At 69.9% G+C, this 16,868-nt stretch carries 18 protein-coding genes; 6 read left to right on the forward strand and 12 right to left on the reverse strand.

The window, feature by feature from the left end:
* Positions 1 to 26: 26 nt before the first annotated feature.
* Positions 27 to 1,424: an argininosuccinate lyase gene (argH, locus tag V7Q42_RS09105; protein WP_333823688.1), complete on the reverse strand. Its 1,398-nt coding sequence runs from the start codon at positions 1,422 to 1,424 to the stop codon at positions 27 to 29.
* 49 nt (positions 1,425 to 1,473) lie between these two features.
* Between argH and tlpA the strand changes: the two genes are divergently transcribed.
* Positions 1,474 to 2,154 (forward strand): thiol:disulfide interchange protein TlpA, encoded by a 681-nt coding sequence (gene tlpA / locus V7Q42_RS09110; protein WP_333823689.1) that lies wholly within the window; start codon positions 1,474 to 1,476, stop codon positions 2,152 to 2,154.
* Positions 2,155 to 2,435: 281 nt separating this feature from the next.
* Here tlpA and V7Q42_RS09115 read toward each other — a convergent pair whose 3' ends face one another.
* Both V7Q42_RS09115 and V7Q42_RS09120 read right to left on the reverse strand, forming a co-directional pair.
* Positions 2,436 to 2,639, reverse strand: coding sequence for a hypothetical protein (locus tag V7Q42_RS09115; protein ID WP_333823690.1), 204 nt, complete (start codon positions 2,637 to 2,639; stop codon positions 2,436 to 2,438).
* Positions 2,640 to 2,825: 186 nt separating this feature from the next.
* Positions 2,826 to 3,287: a tautomerase family protein gene (locus tag V7Q42_RS09120; RefSeq protein WP_333823691.1), complete on the reverse strand. Its 462-nt coding sequence runs from the start codon at positions 3,285 to 3,287 to the stop codon at positions 2,826 to 2,828.
* 114 nt (positions 3,288 to 3,401) lie between these two features.
* Between V7Q42_RS09120 and V7Q42_RS09125 the strand changes: the two genes are divergently transcribed.
* Positions 3,402 to 4,295: a LysR family transcriptional regulator gene (locus V7Q42_RS09125; protein ID WP_333823692.1), complete on the forward strand. Its 894-nt coding sequence runs from the start codon at positions 3,402 to 3,404 to the stop codon at positions 4,293 to 4,295.
* Between the two features lie 32 nt (positions 4,296 to 4,327).
* On the opposite strand, the gene ureG is transcribed toward V7Q42_RS09125, so the two are convergent.
* The 9 genes from ureG to V7Q42_RS09170 all read right to left on the reverse strand — a co-directional run bounded on the left by ureG (position 4,328) and on the right by V7Q42_RS09170 (position 11,082).
* Positions 4,328 to 4,963 (reverse strand): urease accessory protein UreG, encoded by a 636-nt coding sequence (ureG, locus tag V7Q42_RS09130; protein ID WP_333823693.1) that lies wholly within the window; start codon positions 4,961 to 4,963, stop codon positions 4,328 to 4,330.
* Positions 4,960 to 5,673: an urease accessory protein UreF gene (locus V7Q42_RS09135; RefSeq protein ID WP_333823694.1), complete on the reverse strand. Its 714-nt coding sequence runs from the start codon at positions 5,671 to 5,673 to the stop codon at positions 4,960 to 4,962. The genes ureG and V7Q42_RS09135 overlap by 4 nt, the downstream gene beginning before the upstream one ends.
* A 246-nt stretch (positions 5,674 to 5,919) precedes the next feature.
* Positions 5,920 to 6,717 carry an urease accessory protein UreE gene (locus V7Q42_RS09140; protein WP_333823695.1) on the reverse strand — a complete coding sequence of 266 codons (798 nt, stop codon included), beginning with the start codon at positions 6,715 to 6,717 and terminating at the stop codon, positions 5,920 to 5,922.
* A 367-nt stretch (positions 6,718 to 7,084) separates the two neighbouring features.
* Positions 7,085 to 8,797 carry an urease subunit alpha gene (ureC, locus tag V7Q42_RS09145; protein WP_333823696.1) on the reverse strand — a complete coding sequence of 571 codons (1,713 nt, stop codon included), beginning with the start codon at positions 8,795 to 8,797 and terminating at the stop codon, positions 7,085 to 7,087.
* 21 nt (positions 8,798 to 8,818) lie between these two features.
* On the reverse strand, positions 8,819 to 9,205 hold the full coding sequence (locus V7Q42_RS09150) for a lysozyme inhibitor LprI family protein (RefSeq protein ID WP_333823697.1): 387 nt from the start codon (positions 9,203 to 9,205) through the stop codon (positions 8,819 to 8,821).
* A complete protein-coding gene (locus V7Q42_RS09155; RefSeq protein ID WP_333823698.1) occupies positions 9,205 to 9,510 on the reverse strand; it encodes an urease subunit beta in 306 nt (101 codons plus the stop codon). Before V7Q42_RS09155 ends, V7Q42_RS09150 begins: the two co-directional genes overlap by 1 nt.
* Positions 9,511 to 9,523: 13 nt before the next feature.
* Positions 9,524 to 9,775 (reverse strand): DUF1272 domain-containing protein, encoded by a 252-nt coding sequence (locus V7Q42_RS09160; protein ID WP_333823699.1) that lies wholly within the window; start codon positions 9,773 to 9,775, stop codon positions 9,524 to 9,526.
* A 24-nt stretch (positions 9,776 to 9,799) separates the two neighbouring features.
* Positions 9,800 to 10,102, reverse strand: coding sequence for an urease subunit gamma (locus V7Q42_RS09165; RefSeq protein WP_333823700.1), 303 nt, complete (start codon positions 10,100 to 10,102; stop codon positions 9,800 to 9,802).
* 119 nt (positions 10,103 to 10,221) lie between these two features.
* On the reverse strand, positions 10,222 to 11,082 hold the full coding sequence (locus tag V7Q42_RS09170; RefSeq protein ID WP_333823701.1) for an urease accessory protein UreD: 861 nt from the start codon (positions 11,080 to 11,082) through the stop codon (positions 10,222 to 10,224).
* A 301-nt stretch (positions 11,083 to 11,383) separates the two neighbouring features.
* Here V7Q42_RS09170 and V7Q42_RS09175 point away from each other — a divergent pair, with 301 nt between their 5' ends.
* From V7Q42_RS09175 to V7Q42_RS09190, 4 genes are all read left to right on the forward strand, one after another.
* The gene (locus V7Q42_RS09175) at positions 11,384 to 12,919 is read left to right on the forward strand and encodes a serine hydrolase (RefSeq protein ID WP_333823702.1); all 1,536 of its coding nucleotides are present in this window, start codon (positions 11,384 to 11,386) and stop codon (positions 12,917 to 12,919) included.
* A 75-nt stretch (positions 12,920 to 12,994) separates the two neighbouring features.
* Positions 12,995 to 14,260, forward strand: coding sequence for a CobW family GTP-binding protein (locus tag V7Q42_RS09180; RefSeq protein WP_333823703.1), 1,266 nt, complete (start codon positions 12,995 to 12,997; stop codon positions 14,258 to 14,260).
* Between the two features lie 27 nt (positions 14,261 to 14,287).
* Positions 14,288 to 15,247 (forward strand): AMP-binding protein, encoded by a 960-nt coding sequence (locus V7Q42_RS09185; RefSeq protein ID WP_333823704.1) that lies wholly within the window; start codon positions 14,288 to 14,290, stop codon positions 15,245 to 15,247.
* A 121-nt stretch (positions 15,248 to 15,368) separates the two neighbouring features.
* Positions 15,369 to 16,868: a phosphomannomutase/phosphoglucomutase gene (locus V7Q42_RS09190; protein ID WP_333823705.1), complete on the forward strand. Its 1,500-nt coding sequence runs from the start codon at positions 15,369 to 15,371 to the stop codon at positions 16,866 to 16,868.

Below are 16,868 nucleotides of genomic sequence, written 5' to 3' on the forward strand. Positions count from 1 at the left end.
GGCGACACCGGCGGAAAACCCGCCCGTCAGTCCGCCCGCGTCTCCTTGGCGAGCCGGGCGATCCAGCGCTTGGCCTGTCCGCGCACGTTCTTCGGCGCGGTGCCGCCGTAGGAGACGCGGCTCGCCACCGACTTGGCGACCGAAAGCACCGAGAAGACCTCGTCGGTGATGCCGGCGTGAACGCCCTGCATCTCGGCGAGCGACAGCTTGTCGAGCGTCGTGTTCTTCTCCGCCGCCAGCCCGACGATCCGTCCGGTGACGTGATGGGCTTCGCGGAACGGGATGCCGAGACGGCGCACCAGCCAATCGGCGAGATCGGTGGCGGTCGAGAAGCCCGACCCGGCGGCGCGGCGCAGATTTCCGACCGCCGGTTCGAGGTCGCGCATCATGCCGGTGGTCGCCGCGAGCGCCAGTGACAGGCTCTCCAGCCCGTCGAAGATCTGCTCTTTGTCTTCCTGCATGTCCTTCTGATAGGTCAGCGGCAGGCCCTTCATCACCATGGTCAACGCGTTGAGCGACCCCATGATGCGGCCGGTCTTGGCCCGCACCAGCTCGGCCGCGTCCGGGTTGCGCTTCTGCGGCATGATCGACGAGCCGGTGGTGAAGGCGTCCGAGAGCTCGACGAAGCGGAACTGCGCCGAGGTCCAGATGACGATCTCTTCGGCGAGCCGCGACAGATGCACCGCCGCGATCGAGGCGGCCGACAGGGCCTCCAGCGCGTAGTCGCGATCGGCGACCGAATCCATCGAATTGGCCGTCGGCCGATCGAAGCCGAGCGCCGCTGCCGTCGCCACCCGATCGATCGGGAACGACGTGCCGGCGAGCGCCGCCGCACCGAGCGGGCACTCGTTGAGCCGAGCCCGGGCGTCGCGGAAGCGGGCGCGGTCGCGCGCCCACATCTCGACATAGGCGAGGAGGTGGTGGCCGAAGGTCACCGGCTGCGCCGACTGCAGATGGGTGAAGCCCGGCATCACCACGGCCGCATGGGCGAGCGCCTTCTCGGCGGTGATCGCCATCAGCTCGACGAACTGGCCGTCGAGATGATCGAGCGTGTCGCGCACCCACAGCTTGACGTCGAGCGCCACCTGATCGTTGCGCGACCGCGCGGTGTGCAGGCGTCCCGCCGCCGGGCCGATCTTCTCGGCGAGCCGCGCCTCGATGTTCATGTGGATGTCTTCGAGGCTTCGCGAGAACGTGAACGTGCCCGCCTCGATTTCGCCGGCGATCTCGTCGAGACCGGCGTGGATCCTGGAGAGATCCTCGGCCGAGATGATCCCCTGCTGCGCCAGCATCGCCGAATGGGCCTTGGAACCGGCGATGTCCTGGCGCCAGAGCTTCTGATCGAAGCCGATGGAGGCGTTGATCTCCTCCATGATGGCGGCCGGGCCGGTGGCGAAGCGGCCACCCCACATGCGATTGGACATGACGACGTTCCTCGACGACATTCACCCGACCGAACGGAGAGACGACCCCTTGAGCGAGCCGCAGTCCGAAGCGAACCCCGCAGTCACCACCCCGAAATCCTCGAGCGCGGTGAAACTCGGCGGCCTCGCGCTCCTCGCCGGCCTCCTCGGTCTCGCCGCGGTATACGGGATCGGAGGGCTCGGGCGCAACGCGGCCGACGCGGGAAAATGCGCCGCCACCCTCGCCGACGCCGCCCGCCTGAAGCCTTTCTCCAAAGGCGACGTCGCCGCCTTCACCCCCGCCGACACCCGCCGCGACCTCTCCGCCCTCGCCTTCGGCGCCGGCGGCCCCGAGCCGACCACCCTCGCCGCCTGGAAAGGTCGCGTCGTCCTCCTCAATCTCTGGGCCACCTGGTGCGTGCCCTGCCGCAAGGAGATGCCGGCGCTCGACCGCCTCCAGGGCAAACTCGGCTCGCCCGATTTCGAGGTGGTGGCGATCAACCTCGACACCCGCGAACCGGATCGGGCGAAGAAGTTCCTCGCCGACATCGGCGTGAAGAATCTCTCCTGGTACGCCGACCCCTCGCTCGCCTCGATGAAGGCGTTGCAGAAGCTCGGCCTCGTCACCGGCCTGCCCACCACCATCCTCGTCGACCGGCAAGGCTGCGAGCTCGGCGTTCTCGCCGGCCCGGCCGAATGGGATCGCGCCGATGCCGAAGCCCTGATCGACGGCGCGCTGAAGTCTCGCTGAGATCTCGCGGATTCCAGCCGTCACATGTGACTCGGATACACACGGACGGACCCGTGTCGTCGCGTCGACGAAGATTCGGGCCGCATCGACATGCGACTCGACCGCATATGACGTTGCCGAGAAAATGACCCGAGGACGACTCTCGATCACGTCGCGATGTAACTCGAATACATGCGAGCCCGCGAAGACGTCGCGCCGCTCGAAGCGAGGAGCGAAATCGGCGCCGGGGGTTCGCGACGATGGGCGACGCCTGCCGGGACGATCCGAACAGGCCGGACGTTTCAGACGGTGATGTCGAGATTGCCGCCCATGCCGGGGCCGAGCGAGGCCTGGATGCGCGCCATGTTCTGGTTCGCCGAATCGATCAGATCGACGACGCTCGCCGCCGCTTCGGCGTTCTTGCGCATGAGCTTGATGGCGACGAGATCCGCCTGCGCCGCAGCGCCGTTCATCACCAGGGAGGTGGCGATCGAGGTCGGATCCATGGGCATCCTCTTCGTCTCCCGGGAACGTGGGAGGAGGGAGGGAGGCGGGGCCACGCTGAACTTTCGATCCCCGCGGCCGAAACCATGACAGCGTGCGGTAAACGAAGTGTTTCCACCGCGGCCTGCGATCTCACATCGCGAAAATTTCGGAGCCACCCGTCTCCGCGCCCATCACCCCGGCGACGCTCAACGCACTCCGAACCGGCGGTAGGTGTCGAAGACCAGCGCCGTCTCGGCCTCGCTGGCGAGCTTGCCGGCGATCGCCCGATACTCCTGCGTCTCGCCGCCGTAGCCCCAGGCATCGGCGCGCACCTCCTCGACGATCACATAGCTCTCCGGCCGCGACGGCCCGAGGATACGACCGAGATCGGCGTGGACGGCGGCGAGGAAAGCCGCCTTCTCCGCCTTGGTGTTGGTGCCCTCGGTCACCCGCACCACGACGTGATGGCTCGCCTGGCCGAGATCGGCGAGCGACCGGCCGCCGACGAACCAGTCTTCGGGAGGAACCTCCGTCACCGTGACGGCGGTGAGCGGCCCCTGCTTGCCGAGATGGCGCTCGGTGAGGCCGGTGAGGAGGCGCGCCACCTCGCCCTTGCGGGTCGGGTCGGAGGCGAGCGGCGTCGAATAGGCGATGGTCAGGCTCGGCATGGCGGATCTCCGAAGTTCGACCGCCTCGCGGTCGTCGACGAGACCATGCCATCCCCTCTTGCATGATCGAAGCGAATAGATACCATATCAGTCATTCTCATATGGAATGATTCCATGGCCGATCTCGACATCGATCTCCTGCGCACCTTCGTCGCGCTCGCCGAGACCGAGAGTTTCACCGCCGCCGGTGCCCGGCTCGGCGCCACCCAGTCGGCGATCTCCGTACGCCTGAAGAAGCTCGAGGACCGCCTCGGCCGACGCCTCTTCGACCGCACCCCGCGCTCGGTGATGCCGACGCATTTCGGCGAAGGCTTCCTCACCGAGGCGCGGCGTCTGCTCGCCGTCCACGACGACGTCTTCGCCCGAGCCACCGCCGCGGCGCCCACGCGGCGTCTCTCCCTCGGCGTCAGCGAACACGCCACCGGCGGCCACCTTCCGCGGGTGATGCGGGCGTTGCGCGATCTGATGCCCGGCCTGTCGGTCTCGGTGACCCTCGGCCTCTCCGAGGACCTCGTCGCAGACTGGGAGGCCGGCCGCCACGATGCCGTCGTCGTCCGCCACATCGGTCGGCCCGGCGTCCCCAAGATCACCGGCCGGCGCCTCTTTTCCGACGATCTCGTCTGGGCCGCCGCACCGGATCTGCTGCGCCGCCCCGGCGAACCGATCCCGCTCGCCGTCATCGCCCGGCCCTGCAGGATCCATGAACTGGCGATCGACTCGATGGAGAAAGCCGGCCTACCCTGGGTCATGGCCTTCGTCAGCCGCGACCTCCTCGCCATCCAGGCGGCGGTGGAAGCGGGGCTCGGCATCGGCTGCGTCGGCCGTTCGGCGGTACCGCCCGGCGCGATCGTCCTCGGCACCGAGGACGGCTTTCCGGCGCTGCCCGAGAGCGAGATCGTCTTCCACGCCGACGCCCGTGACCGTACCCTCGCCCCGGCGCTCGATCGCATCGCCGACGCTTTCCGCGCCGTTCCCGCGCCCCCCTTGCCGCGTCGCCGTGCCTCGTGAGGGGCTCGGTCGCGGACGGCCGGGCGCAGCCGTCAGCCGGAAAGGCCGCCGCGCGCCTCGATGAACCGGGCGATCTCGGCCAGCCCTTCGCCGGTCTTCATGTTGGCGAAGACGAAGGGCCGCTGCCCCCGCATCCGCTTCGCGTCGCGCTCCATCACCGACAGGTCGGCCCCGACCATCGGCGCGAGGTCGATCTTGTTGATCACCAGGAGATCCGAACGGGTGATGCCCGGCCCGCCCTTCGACGGGATCTTCTCCCCCGCCGCCACGTCGATGACGTAGATCGTCAGATCGGCGAGCTCGGGCGAGAAGGTGGCGGCGAGATTGTCGCCGCCCGATTCGATCAGGATCAGGTCGAGCCCGGGAAACTTCGCCCGCATCTCGGCGACCGCCGCGAGATTGATCGAAGCGTCCTCGCGGATCGCCGTGTGCGGGCAGCCGCCGGTCTCCACCCCCATGATCCGATCGGCGTCGAGCGCCCCCGAGCGCACCAGATAATCGGCATCCCAGCGGGTGTAGATGTCGTTGGTGATCGCCGCGAGGTCGTAGGCGGCGCGCAGCTCTTTGCACAGCGCGTCCATCAGCGCCGTCTTGCCCGAGCCGACCGGACCGCCGACGCCGACGCGCAGGGGGCCGTGGGGGGACTTCGATGCCGGGGACGCGGTCATGAGCGAAAGAGCCTCGTGTACTGGGTTTCGTGTTTCATCGACGCGATGTCGGCGAGGATCGCCGCCCCGCCGACGTCGTCGAGCCTAGCCGCCTCGGCCTGCGACGCGATACGTCGAACGACGGGGGCGAGCCGCCTCAGCACCCTGAGCCCGTCCGACTGGCCGAGCGGCACGGCGCGCACCCCGGCCGAGATGACGTTGGCGGCGAAGGCCTGGAGGTAGCTCGGGATCGTCGCCTCGACCGCGATACCCGCGACCGCCGCCGCGACGCCCACCGCCACCGCATGGGTCCACGGCGAGCCCGCATGGACCGGTGCGGGAAACCGCTCGGTGAGCGCTTCGGCGAGCGCGGCGAAGCGCCCGTCGTCCCAGGTGTCGGCGATCGCCCGCACGAAGGCGGCGCCCTGCGCCGTCGCCTCCAGCCGCCGCTCCTTCGACGGCTGGAACGCCGCCGCCAGCTCGACGATTTCGGCGAGCCCGGCGAGATCGCCGGCCGAAGCGGCCGCATGGGCCCGGGCGAGAAAGATCGCGTCCGACCGCCCCGCCCCGTGGACGAGCACATCGCCCAGCCAGGCCTCGAGACTCGCGGCCGAGGTCACGTCGCCCGCTTCGATCGCCCATTCGAGCCCATGGGAATAGGTGAAGCCGCCGACCGGGAAAGCCGGGGAGAGCCAGACCTGGAGCGTCAGGAGATCGTCGACGGCGCTCATCCCGCCCCCTCTTCGGGTCGAAGGACCGGGCAGCGCGTGACCACCCGGTGGCCGAACCACGCCCCTCCGCGGCCGTACCCACGCACCCCGTCATCCCCGGCGAGCGAAGCGAGGGAAGGGGAACCAGAAGGGCCTCTCCCTCCACGATCGCATCGCTGTTCCGGAAGGCACCACCGCTCTGGATCCCCTTCCCCTCCGCTGCGCTCCGGCCGGGGATGACGGCCGAGGCGAGCGACGACCCGTGGCTCAGCCATGCTTGTGGCCGTGCCCGTGACCATGATCGTGCCCGTGACCATGATCGTGGTCGTGGTCGTGGTCGTGGCCGTGATCATGGGAATGATCGTGGCCGTGGGCGTGCGAATGCCCATGGTCATGGGAATGCCCGTGGGAATGGCCATGGTCGTGGTCGTGCCCGTGGTCATGGTCGTGCCCGTGGTCATGGTCGTGGCCGCAATCGGGACCACAGTCCGGTCCGTGCACATGCGGCGTTCGCGCCGCCCGCCGCTTGGCGCGGCGCTCCAACGCCGCCGCGACCGCCGGATCGGCCGCTTCGGGCGCTTCGGGCGCGTGGGAAGCCCCGTGCCCGTGATCGTGGCCCATCGTCGCGCCGTGACCGTAGGCCCCGCCTTCCGGATCGAACGGCGCCTCGACGAAGCCCACCAACGCGCCACCCATCTTCTTGACCATCTCGACCAGCACGTAATCGTCGCGGATGCGAAGGCAGCCGGGCAGGATCTGCGTCGGCGTGTGGCGATTGCCGAGGTGCCAGGCGAGGCGGGTGAGCGCGAAGGCGTCGGCGACGCGGAACTCGACCAGCTTCTCGGGCCGCGCCGCGATCAGCACCAGCCGCCCGTCCTCGAGCTCGAAGGCGTCACCGTGCGAAAGCGTCGGTGTCTCGGCGAGGTCGACCAGGAACTCGACGCCCTTCTCCCCCATCACCACACCGCGCCGCCGCCGCCGCTCGTCGAAGTCGAGCACCACGGTGTCGCGGGCGAGATCGGGCCGGAACGAACCGGCGGCAAGAACGGTGGTGGCGCGGATCATGCGAAAACCTCGAAAGGGCGGAGACCGCGGAACCCGCGACCTCGAAGGAGAGACGGACATTTGTCCCGAACGGCGGCGATGGCAAGGCCGGCGGGTGGGAATGGGCCCGCCGATCGAACCCGCCGTGCGTCGTTCCGACGGCGAGCCCGCTGGCCTCCCCCTTCTCCCCTCGCGGGAGAAGGGGCCCCGCAGGGGCGGATGAGGGGGCGCCGCGAAGCGGCGGCCGGGCCACACCGCGAGATCCGAGCCGGAAGAGAGGCCCGGACCCCTCATCCGGCCTTCGGCCACCTTCTCCCGCAAGGGGAGAAGGGATCACCGCGGCGCCATCGCCATCCGATCGAACACCTGCGACCGGCTGGCCCGCCCCTCAGAACAGGAAATACCGCTGCGCCATCGGCAGCACTTCGGCCGGCTCACAGGTGAGCAACTCGCCGTCGGCGCGCACCTCGTAGGTCTCGGGATCGACCTCGATCATCGGCATGGCGTCGTTGAGCACCATGTCCTTCTTGCCGATCGACCGGCAGTTCTCGACCGCCACCACGTGCGAGGTCAGACCGAGCCTCTCGGCGATCCCCGCTTCCGCCGCCGCCTTCGACACGAAGGTCAGCCGCGAGGCGGTGAGCGCCCCGCCGAAGGCGCCGAACATCGGCCGATAGTGGACCGGCTGCGGCGTCGGGATCGAGGCGTTGGGGTCGCCCATCGGCGCGGCGGCGATGGTGCCGAGCTTCAACACCAGATCCGGCTTCACCCCGAAGAAGGCGGGCGTCCACAACACCAGATCGGCGAACTTGCCGACCTCGACCGAGCCGACGTGCTTGGAGAGCCCGTGGGCGATCGCCGGATTGATCGTCACCTTGGCGATGTAGCGACGGACCCGGAGATTGTCGTTGTCGCCCGCTTCCCCCGCGAGACGCCCGCGCTGCACCTTCATCTTGTGGGCGGTCTGGAAGGTGCGGATGATCACCTCGCCGACACGGCCCATCGCCTGACTGTCCGACGAGATGATCGAGAAGGCGCCGATGTCGTGGAGGATGTCCTCGGCCGCGATGGTCTCGCGCCGGATGCGGCTCTCGGCGAAGGCGACATCCTCCGGGATCGACCCGTCGAGGTGATGGCAGACCATCAGCATGTCGAGATGTTCGTCGAGCGTGTTGCGGGTGTAGGGCCGCGTCGGGTTGGTCGACGACGGGATGACGTTGGGCAGGCCCGCCACCCGGATGATGTCCGGCGCGTGACCTCCGCCTGCACCCTCGGTGTGATAGGCGTGGATGGTGCGCCCCTCGAAGGCGGCGATCGTGTCCTCGACGAAGCCGGATTCGTTCAGCGTATCGGTGTGGATGGCGACCTGGACGTCGTATTTGTCGGCGACCGTGAGACAATTGCGGATCGCCGCCGGCGTCGTCCCCCAGTCCTCGTGCAGCTTGAGGCCGCAGGCCCCGGCCACGACCTGCTCGATGAGCGCCTCCGGCAGCGAGGCGTTGCCCTTGCCGGTGAAGGCGAGGTTCATCGGGAAGGCGTCGGCCGCCTGGAGCATGCGGGCGAGATGCCACGGACCGGGGGTGCATGTGGTCGCCGCCGTGCCGGTCGCCGGGCCGGTGCCACCGCCGAGCATGGTGGTGACGCCCGACATCAGCGCCTCGTCGATCTGCTGCGGCGCGATGAAGTGGATGTGGGTGTCGAGGCCGCCGGCGGTGAGGATCTTGCCCTCGCCGGCGATCGCCTCCGTCCCCGGTCCGACGACGATGTCGACGCCCGGCTGGACGTCCGGATTGCCCGCCTTGCCGATGCCGACGATACGGCCGTCCTTGAGGCCGACGTCGGCCTTCACGATGCCGAGCTTGGCGTCGATGATCAGCGCGTTGGTGATGACGGTGTCGACCGCGCCGCCGGCCCGCGTCGACTGCGCCTGACCCATACCGTCGCGGATCACCTTGCCGCCGCCGAACTTCACCTCCTCGCCGTAGGTGGTGAAGTCCTTCTCCACCTCGACGATCAGGTCGGTGTCGGCGAGCCGCACCTTGTCGCCGACGGTGGGGCCGAACATGTCGGCATAGGCCGAGCGGGACATCTTGAACGACATCGCGAGGGCTCCTCGGTCGGATCAGTTGCCGTAGTCTTCGGCGAGTTGCTTCAGTTGTTCGGTACGCACCGCCGTCGCCTCGGCGAGACAGCCGAACCGCGTCAACGGCTCCATGCTGCCGCCGTGGTTGACGTGAGCCGAGGCCTCGCAATGGGCATCGCGGAACCCGATCCACGCCCGCTGCGCCGCGATCAGCAGACGCTCGGCGTCCGGATCGGCGGCGGCCATCGCCTTGCGCGTCACCTTGTATTGGGCGTTGAGCGAGCGGTCGGCGGCGCGATATTCATCCTCTGCACAGCGATTGAGGCTGTGTTGATCGGAGCCGGCGCAATCGGCGGCGAACGCCGTCATCGCGGAGGCGAACGCCGAGCCGATCACCGTCGTCACGAGGAGAACCCGCACGCCCATCAGAGCTTCCCCTGGACGTCGCCACGGAAGCCGTAGACCTCGCGCTTGCCCCGGAACGGCACCAACCGCACCCGGCGCGACTGCCCCGGCTCGAAACGCACCGCGGTTCCCGCCGGAATGTCGAGCCGCCTGCCCTTCGCCGCCGCCCGATCGAAGGCGAGGCCGGGATTGGTCTCGGCGAAATGGTAGTGCGAGCCGACCTGCACCGGCCGATCGCCGGTGTTGGCGACCTCGATCTCGGTCACCTCGAGACCGGCGTTGAGTTCGATGTCGCCGGGGGCGGCGAAGATCTCACCGGGGATCATGCCTGGGTCTCCCTCACGCCGCTTCGCCCGGCGCGCAGGGCTCGGCCCGGAAGACGCGCACGGTGGAGGCGGGATTGTTGACGAGATTGGCGGCGGGCCGCACCGGACGGCGCTCGAAGCCGCCGCCGCAGTTGGGGCAGACGCCCTTCAGCACCTCGAAGGCGCAGGTCCGGCACCACGTGCACTCGAACGTACAGATGTACGCCTCGGCGTCGGGCGGCAGGTCGCGATCGCAGCATTCGCAGTTGGGGCGCAGTTCGAGCATCGACGCCTCCTCGAAAACGACGGTTCAGCGGATCGGATGGTGCACGGTGACGAGCTTGGTGCCGTCCGGGAAGGTCGCCTCGACCTGGACGTCGTGGATCATCTCGGCGATCCCCGGCATCACCTGTTCGCGGGTGATCACGTGCGCCCCGGCCTCCATCAGCTCGGCGACGGTGCGGCCGTCGCGCGCGCCCTCGACGACGAAGTCGGTGATCAGCGCCACCGCCTCCGGATGGTTGAGCTTGACGCCGCGCTCCAGCCGCCGGCGCGCCACGACGGCCGCCATGGCGATGAGCAACTTGTCCTTCTCGCGAGGGGTGAGGTTCATGCGCGCTCTTCCGACGGATCGCCCGCGAATGTCCCCGGCGCCGTCGATCGCGGGACGACCGGGCGGCGGGGACGCGGGCAGCGATGGGTTCTCGAGCAGTCTGCGGCGGATACAGGCGGTCAGCAAGACCAGACACGCGGCAGATCTGCCCGCCGAATGTGCAACATGATGCGCACGAGGTCATCACGCAGCGTCCGTGCCGAGGCGTGCGCCAGCCGGAGACACAGCATCCCGTCCCAGGCGCTGACCCCCACTTCCGAGCCGCAACCCTCCAGGACCTCGCGCAGAGCCTCGACCCGCGCCTCCGCGTCCGGCGCCACCAGGAGAACCGTCGAGAGGGCGGTGGCGCCCCGTCCCGTCGCGGTCCCGGCGAGGATCGCCCCGGCCTCGCCTTCGAGCCGGAGCGTATCGGCGAAGATCAACCGCCCGCCGCGGCGGATGCGGAAGCGGTCGACCAGCCGGCAGGTCTCGACCCGTTCGCCCATGGCGGCGCGCCCGAGCACCACCGTCTCGGCCATCAGGAGCCGCGCGTCGGCCGCCATCTCCACCTCGAGTCGTCGGTCGAGCGCCGCACCGTCGAAGAGGATGGTCTCCTGCGGCAGCCATTCGGCGAAAGCTCCGCTCTCCACCTCGATCCGGGTCGTGACCTCGCCGGAGAGCGACCCGTCGGTCGCCGACGAGCGATAGACCCGCTCCGCCGCTTGGCTCGTCACCACCGCCGTCGTCCCCGCTGCGAACCGCGCCGCGTAGGCGAGCCGATCGCCCCCGGCGATGCCGCCGGCGGTGTTGATCAGCACCGCCGTCGTCGGCTCGCCCCCGTGGCTCTTCGGCAGCCGAATCTTCGCCTGCCCCTCCTGGAACAGCCGATCGAGCACCGTCTTGCCGTCGCGCAGTTTGAAGCCGACCTCGGCCCGGCCGCGCGCCCGCTCCAGGCGCAACGGCGGCGAAGGATCGGTGCGATCGAGCGACGTCGAGGTCATGGTCGAACTCCGTCCGCGCCGCCCGTCTGCGGCGATCGGTCCTTCCGTGGATGTGCACGTCCGCACCGCCGCGTCCAGCGCTTTCGCGGCGCGCCGACGTCGTGCCGCGATTTCGGCTCATTCTCGAGCAAGCTGCGACCGGTGACGGCCGTACCACGATGTTGTCGACGGCCTCCGCGCGTCGACCTATTGGCCGGCGCCTCGCAAATCGGCTATCGATGCCCGATCCGACCTCTCGAGGACCCGCGCCGCCCGCCGTCGCCTCGCAGCGGTCCCGCGCCGAACGGAGAGACGACGTCCCGTGAACCGCCCGCTCTCGACGCGCCCGCTCTCCCTTCGCCGCCGCGCCTCGATCGCGCTCACCGCGGCGCTCGCCGGCCTCCTCGCCCTGACGGCGAGCGTGGTCGCGGCGCCGACGGCCGGCGCCTATCTCGTCTTCGACGCCCGTTCCGGTGAGATCGTCGCCCGCCACAACGCCGATCAGGCCTGGTATCCGGCCTCGGTGACCAAACTGATGACCGCCTGGGTGACGCTCCAGGCGATCCGTTCGGGGCGCATCCGCACCACCTCGCCGGTGCCGATGACCGCCACCGCCGCGCGCCAGCCGCCGAGCAAGATGGGCTTCAAGGTCGGCGAGGTGGTCACCGTCGACAACGCCCTGAAGATCATCATGGTGAAGTCGGCCAACGACGTCTCCTGGGCGCTCGCCGAAGCCGTCGGTGGCTCGAAGGAGGCCTTCGTCGCCGAGATGAACCGGCAGGCCCGCCTCCTCGGTATGCGCTCGACCCGGTGGGGCAACCCCCACGGCCTGCCCGACGCCGGTCAGGTGACCACCGCCCGCGACCTCGGCCTCCTCGCCCGCGCCCTCCTCACCGAGTTTCCGGAAGCCTCCGGCCTCTGGCATCTGCCCGGCATCCAGATCGGCGACGAGGTCATCCGCAACCACAACCACCTGCTCGACCGCTTCCCCGGCGCCGACGGCATGAAGACCGGCTTCATCTGTTCCTCCGGCTTCAACGTCGTCGCCTCGGCGACGCGCGGCGGTCGCAAACTGGTGGCGGTGGTGCTCGGCGCCCGCAACACCCGGGTCCGCGCCGAACTCGCCGCCGAACTCTTCACCAAGGGCTTCGAGGAGAGCGGCGGCCTCTTCGGCCGGTTCTCCGCCGCCGAGACCCTCGACCACATGTCGCGCGGCCCCGAGGCCGGCCGGCCGGTCGTCGACATGAAGCCGCAGATCTGCGGCAAGAAGCGCGAACGCACCCCCGACCCGGAAGAGATCGGCGAATCCGCCCGCGCGACCGTGAGCGGCGGCCGCGACCAGTCCGGCGTGATCCGGCCGGGCGAACCCGGCTGGGCCCCGGTCAAGCCGGCCACCTATCTCACCGAACGCTTCGACATCGGTCCGCCGGTGCGCGTCTGGATCGGCGGCGCCGATGCCGCGCCGAGCGACGCCGGCGAGATGCTGGCGCTCGCCCCGACCGACAACCCTTCGGCGTTGATGGCGGCCCCGACCTTCTCCACCGCCTCCGCCCCCGGCGCCATTCGTCCGCGCGCTCCCGGCGATCAACCGCCGACCGGACCCGGCTCGGGCGCCGGCCTCGGCGCGGTGTTGCCGCCGGCGAGCGGTTCGCCGATGGTCATCACCGCCCCCGGCGTCATGCCTGCCGCCGCGCTTCCCGTCGCACGCCCCGCGACCGCCAGGGTCGCGGCGAAGCCCGCGCCGACGCGGGCCGCGACCGGCGCCAAGGCGAAACCGAAATCGGTCGCGAAGCCGAAATCGAAGGCCGCCGCCGTTCCGATGCCGGCGGCCAAGCCGAAGAAGAAAACCGGCGGCTGATCGAGCCCGCCCCGGCGCCGGTCCCCTCCGGCGCCGCCCGTCGACCGCAGCGGTTCGACCGAGGAGACGCCATCGATGTCCGACCCGACCGCCCCGCGCCCGCCGGAGCCGATCCCGCTCACCGTCATCACCGGCTTCCTCGGCGCCGGCAAGACGACCCTGCTCAACCGCCTGCTCCACGATCCGGCGATGGCCGATGCGGCGGTGATCATCAACGAATTCGGCGAAGTCGGCATCGACCACGTCCTGGTCGAGCGCGCCGACGACGGCGTCGTCGAACTCTCCTCCGGGTGCCTGTGCTGCACCATCCGCGGCGACCTCGTCTCGACGTTGGAAGATCTGTTGAAGCGCCTCGACAACGGCCGCCTGAAGGCGCTGAAGCGGGTGGTGATCGAAACCACCGGTCTCGCCGATCCGGCGCCGATCCTCCACACCGTGATGCGCCACCCCTATCTGGTGCGCCGCTACCGCCTCGACGGCGTCGTCACCCTGATCGACGCGGTCAACGGCATGGCGACCCTCGACGCCCAGGAGGAGGCGGTGAAACAGGCCGCCGTCGCCGATCGACTGGTCCTCACCAAGTCCGACCTCTGCGACACGCCCGAGACGAAACGCTCCCTCGTCGCCCTGCGCACCCGGCTCAGGGTGCTGAACCCCGCCGCCCCCCTCCTCGACGCCGCGGCCGGCGAGGCGACCCCGGCGGCGCTGCTCGAGAGCGGCCTGTGGCGGCCGGAGACCAAATCCGCCGACGTCACCCGTTGGCTCGCCGAAGAGGCCTATCGCGATCGCGAGGCCGAGCGCCGCCGCCAAGAGGCTGCCGGCCACGGGCACGACCACCATCACGGTGATCACCACCACGGGCACGGCCATCACGACGATCACCACCACGCCGACGGCTCGGCCTGTGGCGCCGACTGCGATCATCCCGATCACCACATCCACGATCCCAATCGCCACGACGCCCACATCCGCGCCTTCTGCCTGACCACCGATCGGCCGATCGCCGCCGCCTCGCTCGATCTCTTCCTCGATCTGTTGCGCTCGGCTCACGGCCCGAAGCTGCTCCGCGTCAAGGGAGTGGTCCGGCTCGCCGAGGATCCGGAGCGGCCGCTGGTGCTGCACGTCGTCCAGCACGTCGTCCATCCGGTCGCACAGCTCGACCACTGGCCCGACGCCGACCATCGCTCGCGGCTGGTGTTCATCACCCGCGATCTCGAAGAAGGCTTCGTCAAACGCATGTTCGATGCCTTCGTCGGCCAACTCGCCCCGGACACGCCGGACCGCGTCGCCGTCACCGACAATCCGCTGTCGGTCTCCGGCTTCTCCGGCACCTTCTCCTGACGGTCGGCGGCGCGAGGAACGACGCCCATGGGCCTCTGGGATACGGCCGCCGACAAGCTCGCCCTGACGCGCGACCGTCGCGCCGTCGCCCGCCGCCTCGCCGAACTCGACGTGGCGCCGACCCAGACGCTGCGCGACGAGATCGAGGAATGGGCGGCGGAGCATCGTGATCGCCTCGCCCTCGTCTCCGCCGACGGCGTCGAACGCCTGAGCTACGAGGATCTCGTCGGCCGCGCCGCCCGCTGGGCCCGCTGGTGCATCCTCCACGGCGTGGCGCGCGGCGAGCCGGTCGCCCTTCTGATGGCGAACCGGCCGGAACGCGTCGCCGCCTGGCTCGGCGTCGCCGCCTCGGGCGCGGTCGCCGCTCTGCTCGATCCGACGGTCGACGGGGAGACCCTCGCCGCGGCGATCGCCATCGTCGCGCCGCGCCACGTCGTCGTCGACGGCACGCTCCTGCCGCTGTTCGAGACCGCCGCCCCGCATCTCACGTCGGCCGCCGCCGTCTGGGTCCACGGCCCTCATACGATGGCCTACCCCCGCCTCGACGAAGCGCTCGCCGAACTGTCGCCGGAGCGCCTGCGCCCGGCCGACCGCCGGCCGATCGCCGCGACCGACACGGCGCTGTGGATCGCCGGGGCGACCGGTGGAGCGACGCGCCTCGACCACCGCCGGGTGATCCGCCGCCTCCACGCCGCCGCCGCCGCGCTCGGCCTGACCCGAGACGACCGGCTCCACCTGCCGGACCTCGGCCTCGCCGATCCCGCCGCCGCCCTCGCCGCCTGTCTCGCCCCGACCGCCGGCGGCGTTACCGTCCTCACCGCGACCTCCGACGAGGCCCTCGGCCCAGACGCCACCACGACCGCGCGGATCGAACCGGGAGATCCGACGATCCGCATCGACCGGCTGCGGTCGCACCGCGGTCTCCTGTGGCGGGGCGACGAACTCCGCACCGCCTCCGGCGATCTCCTCTGGCGCGACGACGCGTGAGCCTGCCGTATCCGTCCAACGCAACGCTTCCTTTGGGAACGCACGACTAGGATGGCGCCTTGCTTTTCCGCCCGCCCGGGCGTCGCCCGCTTCGATCCCACCTCACGAGGACACGTCCGCCATGTTCCCGGTCCCCGAACAGCAGCTCCTGCCCAACACCTACGCCTACGAGGCGCGGCCGATGGTCAAGCGCACGGGCTTCCGCGAGTACGACGCCCGCTGGATCTTCGGCAAGGAGATCAACATGATGGGCGTCCAGGCGCTCGGCATGGGGCTCGGCACGCTGCTCGGCGAACTCGGCGTGAAGCGCGAGATCGTCGTCGGCCACGACTACCGTTCCTATTCCGCCTCGATCAAACTGGCGCTGGTGACCGGCCTGATGGCGTCGGGCTGCACCGTCCACGACATCGGTCTCGCCATCACCCCGATGGCCTATTTCGCCCAGTTCGACCTCGACGTCCCCGCCGTCGCCATGGTCACCGCCTCGCACAACGAGAACGGCTGGACCGGCGTCAAGATGGGCTGCGCCCGGCCGCTCACCTTCGGTCCCGACGAGATGAGCCGGCTGAAGGAGATCGTGCTCGCCGGAAAGTTCGGCCTCTGCGGCGGCGGCGCCTACGCTCACGTCGCGGACTTCCCCGCCCGCTACATCGCCGATCTGACGGCGCGGCCGAAGCTCTCCCGGCCGATCAAGGTGGTCGCCGCCTGCGGCAACGGCACCGCCGGCGCCTTCGCCGAGGAGATCCTCGCGGCCCTCGGTGCCGAGGTGATCCCGCTCGACACGACGCTCGACCACTCCTTCCCGCGCTACAACCCCAACCCGGAGGACATGGAGATGCTCCATGCCATCCGCGACGCGGTGCTGGAGCACGGCGCCGACGTCGGCCTCGGTTTCGACGGCGACGGCGACCGCTGCGGCGTCATCGACGACGCCGGCGAGGAGATCTTCGCCGACAAGGTCGGTGTCATGCTCGCCCGCGACCTCGCCCGGGTGCACGACAAGCCGACCTTCGTCGTCGACGTCAAGTCGACCGGCCTCTACCACTCCGATCCCGTCCTGAAGGACCTCGGAGTGACCACCGACTACTGGAAGACCGGCCACAGCTACATCAAGCGCCGGGTCAACGAACTCGGCGCGCTCGCCGGCTTCGAAAAATCCGGCCACTACTTCTTCAATGCCCCGATCGGCCGCGGCTACGACGACGGTTTCGTCTCCGCCATCGCCATCCTCGACATGCTCGACCGCAACCCGGGCAAACGCATGTCGGACCTGGAGAAGACCCTGCCCAAGACCTGGTCGAGCCCGACCATGTCGCCGCACTGCGACGACGAGAAGAAATACGGCGTGGTGGACAAGGTGATCGCCCGCCTCCTCGCCATGAAGGACGAGGGCGAGACGATCCGCGGCCAGCGGATCGTCGAGGTGAACACCGTCAACGGCATCCGCGTCACCGTCGAGGACGGCACCTGGGGTCTGGTGCGCGCCTCCTCCAACAAGCCCGAGCTGGTGGTGGTGATCGAGAGCCCGGTGTCGCGCACCCGCCTCGAGGAGATGTTCGCCGACATCGACGCCGTCCTGCGCCAGAACCCGGAAGTCGGCGCCTACAATCAGACGATCTGA

Origin of the sequence: Pinisolibacter sp. (assembly GCF_036782435.1) — a bacterium.
Classification (GTDB): Bacteria; Pseudomonadota; Alphaproteobacteria; order Rhizobiales; family Ancalomicrobiaceae; genus CALBKH01.